This window comes from Nocardioides sp. CPCC 205120 (assembly GCF_048654585.1).
In the GTDB taxonomy this organism is placed as follows: Bacteria; Actinomycetota; Actinomycetes; order Propionibacteriales; family Nocardioidaceae; genus Nocardioides.
The window spans coordinates 929,840-942,847 of the sequence record NZ_JBMCYY010000002.1; the positions used below are offsets into that span (position 1 = coordinate 929,840).

The following is a 13,008-nucleotide window of genomic DNA, read 5'->3' on the forward strand; positions in this document are numbered from 1 at the left end:
CCGGATCGCGGTGGCCTCCGATCGCGGCGGTAACGTGCACCGCGGATCACCCCCGACACCTGCGTCCCCGAGCAGCCAGGAGCCCCTCTGTGCGCGAGTACTCCACCCCGATGACGATCGAGATCCCGGGCACCGGGAACCTCACCGACGACGTCGTGCGCAACGCCGCCGAGGCTCCCGACGCCGTCGTCTTCAGCCGGCCCGACGGGTCCGGCGGGTGGGCGGACGTCACCGCGGCGACCTTCCTCGCGGAGGTCACGGCGGTCGCCAAGGGTCTCGTCGCCGCCGGGGTGCAGCCGGGCGACCGGGTGGTGCTGCTGTCGAAGACCCGCTACGAGTGGACCCTGGCCGACTACGCCATCTGGTTCGCGGGCGCGGTGACGGTGCCGGTCTACGAGACGTCGTCCGCCGAGCAGGTGGCCTGGATCGTCGCCGACTCCGGCGCCGTCGCGGTGCTCGCCGAGACCGCCGACCACGTCGCCCGCGCCGCCGAGGCGCGCGAGCAGGCCCCGGCGCTCGCGCACGTCTGGTCCTTCGACGACGACGCCGTCGGCGTCCTCACCACCCTCGGCGGCGACGTGAGCGACGCCGACCTGGAGGCGCGCCGCACGACGAGCGGCCCCGACGACCTCGCGACGCTCATCTACACGTCGGGCACCACGGGACGCCCCAAGGGGTGCGAGCTGACGCACGGCAACTTCATGTTCGAGCTGGGGGTCGCGGTCGACGAGCTCGACGACCTCTTCGACGAGGGCGCCTCCACCCTCCTCTTCCTCCCGCTGGCGCACGTGTTCGCCCGGATCATCCAGGTCGGCTGCGTCAAGGCACGCGTGCGGATGGGCCACTCCAGCGACATCAAGACCCTGGTCGCCGACTTCGGCGTCTTCCAGCCCCACTTCATCCTCGCGGTGCCGCGGGTGTTCGAGAAGGTGTTCAACACCGCCAGCCAGAACGCGGCCGCCGACGGCAAGGGCAAGATCTTCGACCGCGCCGCCGACGTCGCCATCGCGTGGTCCCGGGCCCTCGACCAGGGGCGCCCCTCGCTCGCGCTGCGGCTGCAGCACGCCCTGTTCGACAAGCTGGTCTACGGCAAGCTGCGGGCCGCGCTGGGTGGGCAGTGCCGGTACGCCGTGTCGGGTGGCGCGCCGCTCGGGGAGCGGCTCGGCCACTTCTACCGCGGCATCGGCCTCGGCGTGCTCGAGGGCTACGGCCTCACCGAGACGACGGCCGCGCTCACGGTGAACCTCCCCGACGCCCAGAAGATCGGGTCCGTGGGCCGGCCGCTGCCGGGCACGGCGGTGCGGGTGGCCGACGACGGCGAGCTGCAGTTCCGCGGCGGCCAGGTCTTCCGCGGCTACTGGGGCAACCCGGAGGCGAGCGCCGAGGCGCTGGACGCCGACGGCTGGTTCCGCACCGGCGACGTCGGCGAGGTCGACGACGAGGGATTCGTGCGGATCACCGGGCGCAAGAAGGAGATCATCGTCACGGCGGGCGGCAAGAACGTCGCCCCGGCGGTGCTCGAGGACCGGCTGCGCGCCCACTTCCTCGTCTCCCAGTGCATGGTCGTCGGTGACGGCCAGCCGTTCGTCGGCGCCCTCGTCACCATCGACCCCGAGTCCTTCCCTGCCTGGGCCCAGGCGCACGGCAAGACCGGCGAGATCGCCGACCTGGTGGACGACCCCGACCTGGTGGCGGCCATCGAGAGCGCGGTGGACGACGCCAACAAGGCCGTCTCGAAGGCCGAGGCCATCCGCAAGTTCTCGATCCTGCCCGTCGACTGGACCGAGGAGGGCGGGCAGCTGACGCCCAGCCTGAAGCTGAAGCGCAACGTCGTGATGCGCGAGTTCCGCGCCGAGGTGGAGGGGCTCTACGGCTCCTGAGAACCCGGCCCGACAGGCCGGTCTAGACCACACTTGGGACTTTCGGCCACCTCCTGCGCGAAACCGCTCTGCCCGACGGGCCCGTCGGGCAGGGTGAAGCGTGGAGGGGTCGGCGCCGCGTGTCAGCGCGCGGCGGGCACGCACGTCCTCCCACACGCACGTTCCCCCTTGGAAGGACCCGCTCCCCCATGGATCGACGCAGGATCCTGCTCGTCGTCGCGGCCGTCGTCGCCGCGCTCGGGCTCGCCATCGTCTTCGTCTACGCCCGCCAGGCCGACGCCCGCGCGGACGAGCGGTACGACGCCGTCGACGTCTACAAGGTCGTCAAGCCGATCGAGATCGGCGAGACCTTCGACGCCGCACTGGCCGGGGGCAAGATCGAGCAGCAGGCGGTCCCCCGGGGCCAGCTCCTCGAGGGCTACGTGACCTCGGAGAACGCCACCTCCCTGGAGGGCCAGCTCGCCGCGATGGACATCGCGCCGGGCGAGCAGGTCACCACGGCGAAGTTCGCCGAGGAGGTGCGCACCGGCGTGGTGCTCCCCGTCCCCGAGGGCATGCTGGGCCAGTCCGTCGAGCTCGACGACCAGGGTCGCGTCGCCGGCTTCGCCAGCCCCGGCGACTCCGTGGCGGTCCTCGTGGCCACCGGGTCCTCCGCCGCCGTCGTCCTCGTGCCGGAGACCCAGGTGCTCGCCGTCGGCTCCTCGTCCCCCATCGCCTCCCCCGAGACGCAGGGCGAGGAGGGCGCGACGCAGGAGAACGCCGTCGCCAACACCGTGGTCACCCTCGCCCTCACCCCCGAGGGCGCGCTCGACCTCACCGCCGCCATCGATGCCGGCTCGACCATCACCCTGGCGATCCGCGGCGAGGGCGTCCAGCTGGAGCGCGGCCAGACCGTGCCCGGCTCGACCGCCCTCTCCCCCTGATCCCCGGCCCCGGCGCCGCGGCCCCCGCCGCACGCCAGGGACGTCAGCACCACTGACCCGAACGAGGAGACCATGCCCGTCGTCGTCGACCCCGACAGCTCGACCCTCAGCGAGCTGCTGACCGCACTGCCCCCGGGCGGCCACGGGATGGACAGCACGGAGAAGCTCGCCGCCTGGCTCGACAACCGGCCCGACGAGTACGTCGCGGTCATCGGCCCCGGCGTGGACCTCGCCGTCGCCCTGGAGATCTGCGAGACCCTCCGCTTCACCCGCCCGACCGTCAGCGTCGTCGTGGTCCGCGACCACGTCGACACCGACGTGCTGACGAAGGCGATGCACGCCGGCGTCCGCGACGTCGTGCCGGGCACCGACCTCGCCGCCATCAGCGGGGCCGTCGAGCGCGCCTACCAGCTCTGGATCGCCCTGCGCGGTCCCGGGGGCGTCGCCCGCCAGGGCCGCATCGCCGCCGTGTTCTCGCCCAAGGGCGGCGTCGGCAAGACGACCGCCGCCGTCAACCTGGCCCTGGCGCTGGCGGACCGCGGCGCCCGGCAGGTCTGCCTCGTCGACCTCGACCTGGCCTTCGGCGACGTCGCGATCACCCTGCAGCTGTTCCCCTCGCACTCCATCGAGCACGCGGTCGGCTCCGAGGAGGCCCTCGACTTCCGCCTGCTCGAGCCCATGCTGACGCGGCACGAGGACTCGTTGATGGTGCTCGCTGCCCCCAGCACCCCGGACGCCCGGGACCGGATCACCCCGACGCTCGTCGCGCGCACCCTCCGGGTGCTGGCGGAGAACTTCGACTTCGTCGTGGTCGACACCGCACCCGCGTTCGACGAGCTGACGCTGACCGCGCTCGACGAGACCGACGAGTGCGTCATGGTTGCCACGCTGGACGTGCCGACGCTGAAGAACGTCAAGGTGGCGCTGGAGACGATGGACGCCCTCGGCATCGCCCAGGGCCACCGCCACCTGCTCCTCAACCGGGCCGACGACGAGGTCGGGATCAGCGCCGAGAAGGTCGAGGCCATCCTCGGTCTCGAGATCGCCGCCCAGGTCGCCACCTCCGTCGAGATCGCCGCCGCCACCAACGCCGGGCGTCCCATCGTCGCGGCCAAGCCGGAGCACGGGTCGAGCACGCAGTTCGTGCAGCTCGCCGCCCGCCTCGCCGGCACCTCCGCGCCGGGCCACCCGGCGTCCCCCACCACGTCGAACGCGTCGGAGGAGCCGCGCGACGAGCGGCGCTTCTTCCGCCGCCGGAGGTGAACCACCCATGAGCACCCTCGCCGAGCGCCTCGCCGCCGCCGCCGCCCGCCGCCAGACCACCCGCCCCGCGACCGGCGCCCCCGCCGACTCCCCCGCGGTTCCCACGAGCGGTGGGGCCGCGCCCACCGCGAGCGTGCCCGCCGACGCCGCCGCGTCCGCCGTACCGGCCGGGGCGGAGCAGCCCGCCGCGGACCCGAGCGTCGGTGACGTCGACACCACCATCTCCCGCTCCATCGGCGCGCTGGGCGAGAGCGCCGCATCCGCGACCCCCGCGGCCTCGAGCAAGCCCGTCCCGTCCAAGGGTCGCGCCGAGGCGCCCGGGCGCCACAAGCCGCCGGTGCCCGCCGCGGCGACGCGGCCCGAGGCCACCTCGCCGGCCTCCTCCGGCGCCCGGCGCGTGCTCGCCGCGCAGCAGAACGACCGGATCGAGGAGGTCAAGGCCGGCGTCCACGCCCAGCTGCTGCAGCAGCTGGGGCCGCAGCTGTACGACGCGAAGATGGACCAGGCCGAGCTCGACGCCCGGGTGCGCGCGGTGCTCCAGGACGTGCTGGCCACGCAGGAGCGGCCGCTGAGCAACGCGGACCGCGTGCGGGTGACGCAGGAGATCAGCGACGACGTCCTGGGCTACGGCCCGATCGAGGTGCACCTGCGCGACCCCGAGGTCTCCGAGATCATGGTCAACGGGCCCCACCAGGTGTGGGTGGAGCGCAGCGGCCGCATCGTGCCCGTCGAGTCGACGTTCGCGGACGAGGCCCACCTGCGGCGCATCATCGACAAGATCGTCTCCCGGCTCGGCCGTCGTGTGGACGAGGCCAGCCCGATGGTCGACGCCCGCCTCCCCGACGGCAGCCGTGTCAACGCCGTCGTCCCGCCGCTGGCGATCGACGGCTCCGCGCTGACCATCCGCAAGTTCGCCGCCGACCCGCTGACGGTCGACGACCTCATCGCGTTCGGCTCGCTCACCCCGCGCACGGCCGACTTCCTCGAGGCCTGCGTGAAGGGGCGCCTCAACATCATCGTGTCGGGCTCGACGGGCGCCGGGAAGACCACCACGCTCAACGTCCTCTCCTCCTTCATCCCCACCGACGAGCGCATCGTGACGATCGAGGACGCCGCCGAGCTGCAGCTGAAGCAGGACCACGTGGTGCGGCTCGAGTCGCGGCCGCCGAACGTGGAGGGCAAGGGCGAGGTCTCGATCCGCGACCTCATGAAGAACAGCCTGCGCATGCGACCCGACCGCATCATCGTGGGCGAGGTCCGCGACGCCTCGGCGCTCGACATGCTGCAGGCGATGAGCACCGGTCACGACGGCTCCATCGCGACCGCCCACTCGAACGGCCCGCGCGACACCCTCTCCCGCATCGAGACGATGGTGCTGATGGCGGGCATGGACCTGCCGATGCGCGCCATCCGCGAGCAGATGGCCTCCGCGATCGACCTGATCGTGCACCAGACCCGGCTCAAGGACGGCTCGCGCCACATCACCCACATCACCGAGGTGGAGCGGATGGAGGGCGACGTCGTCACCCTCCAGGACATCTTCGTCTACGACCACGGTGCGGGCTTCGACACGAACGGCAAGTCGCTGGGGCGCCTCAGGTCGACCGGTCTCCGGCCGAAGTTCCTGGAGAAGATGACGTACCACAACGTCACCGTCGACCCCATGCTCTTCGCCCTGGACAGGTTCTGATGCCCCACCCCCGCCCCCTCCCGCGGGCCGCGACGCTGACCGGCGCCGTGCTGCTCGGCGTGCTCGCCCTGGGCGCCGGCCCCCCGTCCGCCCTGGCGGCCGAGCCGGGCGAGGTCTCGATCGACCTGATGGAGCCGGGCGAGGACTCGCTGCGCGTCCTGGTCTCGCTGCCCGACGGCGCCGAGGCCGACCTGGACGAGGTCGCCGTCACGCTGGACGGCGAGGAGGCCGACGTCACCGCCTCCGTGGCGGGCGACGAGGTCCGTCGTACCGCCGTGCTCGCGATCGACACCAGCACCTCGATGGCGGGCGAGCGGATCGAGGCGGCCGAGGCGGCCGCGCGCACCTTCGTGGCGTCGGTGCCCGAGGACGTCTTCGTCGGGGTCGTCACCTTCGACGGCGAGGCCCGCACGGTCCTGTCGCCCACCCGGGACCGCGCCGCGGCGACCACGGCCGTCACCGACCTGGAGATGGACGAGGACACCGCCCTGTACGACGGCGTGCAGGCCGCCGTGTCCCTCACCGGCACCGAGGGTGCCCGGCAGGTGCTGCTCCTCTCCGACGGCCAGGACAGCGTGGGCGGCTCCCTGCCCGCTGCGGTCGACACGCTGCGCGCCTCAGGCGTGCGCGTCGACGCCGTCGCGCTCGACGACGACGCCTCGCCGCGCGCCCTGACCGACCTCGCCGTCGCCTCGGGCGGGACCGTCGTCGCCGCCGACCCCGGCAGCCTGGCGAGCGTGTTCGCCGGCCAGGCCGAGACGCTGGCCAACCAGCTCGTCCTCGACGTCACCGTCCCGCCGGGCGTCGACTCCGCGACCGCTCCCATCGCCGTCAGCGTGGGCACGAGCAGCGGCCGGTCGCTCGCCGCCTCCGCCCTCGCCCCGCTCGGCGACCTCGGCTCCGCGGCCGCCCCTCGGGGCCCCGACCTCGCCGCGGCGCCCTCGTCACGCTCCGGCACGACGCTCCCCTCGTGGGCCATGTACGCCGGCATCGCCGTCTTCGGGGTGGGCATCCTCGGCGCCCTCGCGCTCGCCGTGCCCCGCCGCCGCGGTCCGATGACACCGGCCGAGCGGGTCACGACGTACACCGAGGCTGTCAGCGCCCGGGCGGACGTCGGCCGTCCGGCGGACAGCGGACGCCGCGAGCCCGACGCCGCGCTCGCCCAGGCCAAGGACGCCGCGAGCCAGGTGCTGCAGCGCAACCAGGGACTGGAGTCGGCGATCTCCGCACGCCTCGAGGGCGCCGGCAGCCCGCTCAAGCCGGCCGAGTGGCTCCTGGTGCACGTGGCGTTCTTCGTGGGCGCCGGCGTCGTGGGCCTGCTCGTCGGTGGGGGCAACCTGCTGGTCGGCCTGCTGTTCCTGGTCGCCGGCGCCGTGCTGCCCTGGGTCCACCTCGGGCGGCGGCGCACCAAGCGGCGCAAGCGGTTCGACTCCGCCCTGCCCGACACCCTCCAGCTGATGTCCGGAGCGCTCTCGGCCGGCCTCTCGCTGGCCCAGGCCTGCGACACGATCGCACGCGACGGGCAGGAGCCCGTCGCCAGCGAGTTCAAGCGGGTACTGGTGGAGACGCGCCTCGGTGTGGGCGTGGAGGACGCGTTGACCGACGTGGCCGACCGCTTCGAGAGCAAGGACTTCCGATGGGTGGTGATGGCGATCCGCATCCAGCGCGAGGTCGGCGGCAACCTGTCGGAGCTGCTGCAGACGGTGGCCGGCACCATGCGCGAGCGGGAGTACCTGCGTCGCCAGGTGCAGTCGCTGTCGGCGGAGGGCCGCATGTCGGCGGTCATCCTGGCGGTGCTCCCGCCGGGGTTCATGCTCTTCCAGCTCGTCACCCAGCCGGCCTACATCATGCCGCTCTTCGTCGACCCCCGCGGTTGGGTGATCCTGGGCGCGGGCGCCTTGCTCCTGGGCCTCGGATCCTTCTGGATGAGCCGCATGGTCAAGGTGGAGGTCTGAGATGACCATGCTGCTCGTGCTCGGCGGGGTCCTGCTCGCCGCCGCCCTCGTCGTGGCCTGGCTGGCCGTCGGCCGCACCGAGGCCGAGGCCGGCGGCCTCACCCGCTCGCTGGCGCTGCTCGAGGCGATGAGCACCGCCCCCGATGAGCTGAAGCAGGACGTCGACAAGTCCTTCGACGAGCGTGTCCTCACACCCCTGCTCGACCGGTTCGGCCGTGCCGGGAGCCGCCTGACCGGTGGCGAGTCCCGGGGACGCATCCAGCACAAGCTGGACCTCGCCGGCGGACCGGCCGGTTGGACGGTCGACAAGGTGGCCTCCAGCAAGGTCGGCGGCGCGGTCGCCGGGTTCCTCGTGGGCTGCCTGCTCGCCCTGCTGCTGGCGCCCCGCCCGGCCCTGGCCCTGCTGCTCGTCGCCGGGGCCGCCGCTCTGGGCTTCTTCGCGGTCGACCTCTGGCTCTACCAGCGGGCCTACGACCGCCGGGAGCGCATGCAGCGCGACCTCGCCGACGCCATCGACCTGCTCACCATCAGCGTGGAGGCCGGCCTGGGCTTCGACGCCGCCCTGCAGCAGGTCGCGCGCAACACCGAGGGGCCTGTCGCCGAGGAGTTCGCCCGCATGCTGCGCGAGATGCAGCTCGGCAAGAGCCGTCGGGAGTCGTTGGAGGCGCTCGGCAGCCGGTCGCCCATCGACGACCTGAAGGCCTTCGTCGGCGCCCTCGTGCAGGCCGACGCCTTCGGCGCGCCCGTGGGCCAGGTCCTGCGTACCCAGGCGAACGAGGTCCGCGTCAAGCGGCGGCAGCACGCCGAGAAGAAGGCCCAGCAGGTGCCGGTCAAGATCATGGTGCCGCTCGTGCTCTTCATCCTGCCGTGCCTGTTCATCGTCGTGCTCGGACCGGCCGCGCTGTCCATCCTCAGCTCCGGGTTCGGTGGCTAGGCCGATCGCTCGTCCCGCGCCCGCGCACTTCGCGACGGGCGCCCTGGCCCGCGTCCTCGGTCTCGTCACCATCGGGGTGCCGGCGGCGGTCGCGCGCGACGTCGACGGCCTCCTGGTCATGATGACGTTCGCCGTGATCTGGGCCGTCGCCGTCACCTTGTCGGCGACCACCCGGATCCCGGTCCTTGCCGCGCTGTCGGCCGAGGCGGTCGCCGTCTCTGCGGCCTGCGGCTTCGCCCTCGACCGCACGGGACTCATCCACGCGGCGGCGCTGGCAGTCACCCCGTTCCTCGGCGGCCTGCGCCAGGGTGTCCGCGGGCTGGTGCTCGTCGTGCTCGTGCAGGTGGTCTCCCTCGCCCTGGTGGTCGGCACGTTGATCGGCTCGCTCGACGCCGGCCTCCTCGCCCAGCTGCTGGCCGGGTACGTCGTGGCGCTCGGCCTCGGCCTGCTCGGGTGCTTCGTGCGCAACGCCCAGGCCTCCAGCGAGGAGCTGACCCCCTACCGCGACGCCCGGATGCTCCTCGAGCAGCTGCTCGAGCTCTCCGACGTCCTGGACGCGGGCCTCGACGCGCCATCGATCGGGGCCCGCGTCATCTCCGCCTTCCACGACGCGGTCCCCACGGTGCGGGCCTCGCTGTGGGTCGCGGTCGACGGAGAGCTCCGGCCCCTCGTCACCGGTTCGCTCCTCGAGGCCCCCGACCACGGCTCGCGCTCGGCCGACGACGCGTCGCTCGACCTCGTCGAGGCCCGGTCGAGCGGGCGCCCGCTCGTGCGGGGGGACCGGTTCGTCGTGCGCCTCGTCGGGGTCGCGGGGCGGGCCGTGCTCCTCGAGGGCGAGTGCTCCCCCACCTTGGCCACCACCCGGCGTTCCCTCGAGCAGCAGCTGCAGGCGGCGGCCGACGGCCTGCGCCGGCTCACGGCCCAGCTCGACACCGCGCTCATCTTCCACGAGGTCAACGTCGCCGCCACCCGCAACGAGCGGCGCCGGCTGGCGCGGGAGATGCACGACGGCGTCGCGCAGGACATCGCCTCGATGGGGTACCTCCTCGACGCCGTCGGAGCCGCCGACCTGCCCGCGGACGTGCGCCCCCAGGTCGAGCTGCTGCGCGCCACCATCAGCCGCGTCGTCGGGGAGGTGCGGGCGTCCGTCACCGCCCTGCGGATGGACGTCGACGCCAACCAGAGCCTCGGCGAGGCCATCTCCGGACTGGCCCGCCGCCTCAGCGACGCCTCGGGCCTCTCCATCCGCTGCACCGTGGACGAGCGCACGGCGCGCCTGCGCCCGGAGGTCGAGGCCGAGCTGCTGCGCATCGCCCAGGAGGCGATGACGAACGCGGTGAAGCACGCCCACGCCTCCGAGATCGACGTCGAGTGCCTCGTCGACGCGCCCCGCGCCCGCATCGTCGTGCGCGACAACGGCCGAGGCCTCGGGCCCCGCCGGGCCGACTCCCACGGGCTCACCATCATGCGCGAGCGGGCCACCCTGGTCGGCGCATCACTGACCATCGACAGCAGCCATCTCGGCACGGTCGTCTACGTCTCCCTCGGGTCGCGCCGCGGCGCGACCCGCGGCGTACCGGAAGGAGCACTGCCATGACCGCACGCCCGAACGGGGTCCCGTCCGGCGTCCACGGAGGGGCCACCGACGAGGCCGTCCGGGTCGTCCTGGTGGACGACCACGAGCTCATCCGGGCCGGGCTGGCCGCCGCCTTCACCCGCGACCCGGGGATGCGCGTGGTGGGCCAGGCGGGCTCGGTGGCCGAGGCGCTCTCCGTCATCGCGGCCACCGGCCCCGACGTCGTCGTCACCGACCTCCAGCTGCCGGACGGCACCGGGATCGACGTCGTGCGCCGCTGCCGGGCCGACTCCGCCGAGATCGGTCTCGTGCTGCTGACGATGCACTCCGGCGACGACCAGATCTTCGCGGCCATGGAGGCCGGCGCCTCCGGGTTCGTGGGCAAGGACGCCCCGGCCGCCGAGGTGGTGCGCACCGCCGCCCATGCGGCCCGCTCGCCACGCACCTTCGTCTGCGCGGGGTTGGCCCAGGCCATGGTGCGCCGCATGTCGGGCGAGTCCACCCGGCTGTCCGAGCGCGAGCACGACATCCTCGTGCTGCTCGCCGACGGGCTCGGCACCCAGCAGATCGCCCGCCGCCTCCACGTCAGCGAGTCCACGGCCAAGTCCCACATCGCACGGATCTACCAGAAGCTCGGCGCCACCAACCGGGCCCAGGCGGTGGTGACGGCCATGCGGATCGGGCTCCTGTCGAGCGTCCAGCCGCCGCGCGTCTGAATCTGGACCGCCGCCGGTTCCGCACGGTCCTTCCCGGTGGCGCCCGTTCGCTCGCCCGGTCGGGACCTAGGTAGTAGGACCAAGGGCCCGGCCCCCGGAGAACAGCCAGGACCTGGGCCGAAGGTCCTAGTCACTACGCGTCAGCGAGGTGCGGACGTTCACACGATGTCCGCGCCGGTGGCGCTCGCGCAGGATTGGGGACAACGCCGGGGGAACCCGGTCGGACCCGGCAGCTCCACCTCCCCGAAAGGCACCACCATGATCCAGTTCCTCTCCATCCTCCTCGGCGCGCAGAAGACCAAGTCCGACCAGCGCGGCGCGTCCGCCGTCGAGTACGGCCTGCTCGTCGCCCTCATCGCCGTCGCCATCATCGTGGCCGTCATGTTCCTCAGCGACTCGATCTCCGGCATCTTCAACGAGGCCGGCACCTCCCTCGGTGGAGAGGTCCCGGCCGAGGACGGCGAGTGACCTTCGCCTAGCAGACCTGAACGGGGCGGGTCCCACCGACTGGTGGGACCCGCCCCGTCCGGCATTTCCACGACAGGACCGAGCATGGACCACGACTCCCCCGCACGCCGCGACCAGCGCGGCGCCTCGAGCGCCGAGTACGCGCTCCTCGTCTCGCTGATCGCCGTCGCCCTCATCGGCGCGGTCCTCGCGTTCGGCGGGGCCGTCGACGGCCTCTTCGACCGCTCGGGCTCGAGCGTCTCCGACCTGCCCTGACCGACCACCCCGGCCCCGGGCGACGCGGGGAGCGGCTCCCCGGGGGCGCTCAGCCCCCGTCCCACTCCCGCGCCACCGCGATCCGCTCCATGGTCGTGGGGTGGCTCCCGAACCAGAGCAGTCCCCACGCCGACGGCGTGGGGTCCGTGGCGGCCCGCACGGCGAGCTCGCGCTGCAGGGCGACGAGCGCCTCCGGGTCGTCCGTCGTGCGCAGCGCCACGACGTCCGCGCGCCGCTCGACCTGCCGGCTGATGCCGTTCTGCACCGGCGCCGCCAGGAACGAGCCGACGGCGAAGAGGGCCAGCACGAGCGGCACGACCGCCGGGTCGGCCATGCCGGAGCTGCCGCCCCGGCGGCGCAGGGCCGGCGTACCGACGAGGGCGGCCAGCAGGCCGACGCCCACCACCGCGCCGGCGGCGCCGAGGCCGGTGCCGACCGCGACGTCGTGGTTCTTGGCGTGCGCGAGCTCGTGCGCGACGACCGACAGCAGGGCCTCGCGCGGCAGCGCCTCGACGGCGGTGTCGTAGAGCACGACGCGGCGGGTGCCGCCCAGGCCCGAGACGTAGGCGTTGAGCGTGGTGGTGCGCCGCGACGCGTCCGCCACGAGCACGTCGTCGACGGGGACCCCCTCGGCGGCGGCCACCTCCTCGATCTGCGTGCGCAGCCCACCCTCGGGGAGCGGGGTGAAGTCGTTCGACAGCGGCTCGACGAGCACCGGGTAGGCGAAGGAACCGAGGCCCACGAGCACGGCCGCCAGTCCCGCGGCCACCGCGGGCCACGCGCGGCGCCACCTACGGGCGCAGGCCACGACGACGAGGAGCACCACCGAGGTGCCAACGACACCGACCCCGACGCCCGTGGCCACGTCCCGCAGGTAGTCGCCCCACCCCTGGGTGGAGAGGCCCTCGGTGACGCGGCGACGCCACAGGGCGATGCCGAACGGCAGCGTCACGACGCGGCCGATCACCGCGAGCGCCAGGACGGCCAGCGGCACCTGCACCCACCAGGGGCCCGGCAGGCGCCGGACCAGCGCCGCGCCGCGCCGGCCCAGGCCCAGCCAGAGCGCCACGAGGCTCGAGACCGCGAGCGAGCTCCAGCTGACGGCCCGGCTGTAGGCGCCCAGCGCCTCACCGCGGGCGATCTGCTCCGCGCTCAGCACCGTCGTGGGGTCGGCGGGCTCCGGCACTCCCCCGGGCACCGGGTGCCACGGCACCAGCGCGGCGGCCAGCGCGACGAACGCGACGGCTCCGACACCGGCCACCACCAGCCCGGTACGACGAGACCCCCGCTCGCGCGCAGGTGCGCGGAGGGCGGGGGTCTCGGTCACGACGGCCAACTCTGCCAGCCG

At 73.7% G+C, this 13,008-nt stretch carries 11 protein-coding genes; 10 read left to right on the forward strand and 1 reads right to left on the reverse strand.

The genetic code is table 11. The features are described from left to right. The first annotated feature begins 89 nt into the window (after positions 1-89). The 10 genes from ACOACO_RS15475 to ACOACO_RS15520 all read left to right on the forward strand — a co-directional run bounded on the left by ACOACO_RS15475 (position 90) and on the right by ACOACO_RS15520 (position 11,660). Positions 90-1,880, forward strand: coding sequence for an AMP-dependent synthetase/ligase (locus ACOACO_RS15475; protein WP_420297157.1), 1,791 nt, complete (start codon positions 90-92; stop codon positions 1,878-1,880). A gap of 188 nt (positions 1,881-2,068) precedes the next feature. Further along, positions 2,069-2,803, forward strand: coding sequence for an RcpC/CpaB family pilus assembly protein (locus ACOACO_RS15480; RefSeq protein ID WP_420297158.1), 735 nt, complete (start codon positions 2,069-2,071; stop codon positions 2,801-2,803). Between the two features lie 72 nt (positions 2,804-2,875). Then, positions 2,876-4,066, forward strand: coding sequence for an AAA family ATPase (locus ACOACO_RS15485; protein ID WP_420297159.1), 1,191 nt, complete (start codon positions 2,876-2,878; stop codon positions 4,064-4,066). Positions 4,067-4,073: 7 nt separating this feature from the next. Continuing rightward, entirely contained in the window at positions 4,074-5,756 is a 1,683-nt protein-coding gene (locus tag ACOACO_RS15490) for a CpaF family protein (protein ID WP_420297160.1), read from the forward strand. Next, on the forward strand, positions 5,756-7,711 hold the full coding sequence (locus ACOACO_RS15495) for a type II secretion system F family protein (protein ID WP_420297161.1): 1,956 nt from the start codon (positions 5,756-5,758) through the stop codon (positions 7,709-7,711). Before ACOACO_RS15490 ends, ACOACO_RS15495 begins: the two co-directional genes overlap by 1 nt. Position 7,712: 1 nt before the next feature. Next, a complete protein-coding gene (locus ACOACO_RS15500; protein ID WP_420297162.1) occupies positions 7,713-8,645 on the forward strand; it encodes a type II secretion system F family protein in 933 nt (310 codons plus the stop codon). Then, the gene (locus ACOACO_RS15505; RefSeq protein WP_420297163.1) at positions 8,638-10,242 is read left to right on the forward strand and encodes a sensor histidine kinase; all 1,605 of its coding nucleotides are present in this window, start codon (positions 8,638-8,640) and stop codon (positions 10,240-10,242) included. Before ACOACO_RS15500 ends, ACOACO_RS15505 begins: the two co-directional genes overlap by 8 nt. Beyond that, a complete protein-coding gene (locus ACOACO_RS15510) occupies positions 10,239-10,937 on the forward strand; it encodes a response regulator transcription factor (protein WP_420297164.1) in 699 nt (232 codons plus the stop codon). The genes ACOACO_RS15505 and ACOACO_RS15510 overlap by 4 nt, the downstream gene beginning before the upstream one ends. A gap of 258 nt (positions 10,938-11,195) precedes the next feature. Continuing rightward, on the forward strand, positions 11,196-11,405 hold the full coding sequence (locus ACOACO_RS15515) for a Flp family type IVb pilin (RefSeq protein WP_420297165.1): 210 nt from the start codon (positions 11,196-11,198) through the stop codon (positions 11,403-11,405). An 84-nt stretch (positions 11,406-11,489) separates the two neighbouring features. Then, complete coding sequence (locus tag ACOACO_RS15520; RefSeq protein WP_420297166.1) at positions 11,490-11,660, forward strand: Flp family type IVb pilin; 171 nt, start codon at positions 11,490-11,492, stop codon at positions 11,658-11,660. A gap of 49 nt (positions 11,661-11,709) precedes the next feature. On the opposite strand, the gene ACOACO_RS15525 is transcribed toward ACOACO_RS15520, so the two are convergent. Next, on the reverse strand, positions 11,710-12,987 hold the full coding sequence (locus tag ACOACO_RS15525; protein ID WP_420297167.1) for a M48 family metalloprotease: 1,278 nt from the start codon (positions 12,985-12,987) through the stop codon (positions 11,710-11,712). Positions 12,988-13,008 lie beyond the last annotated feature (21 nt).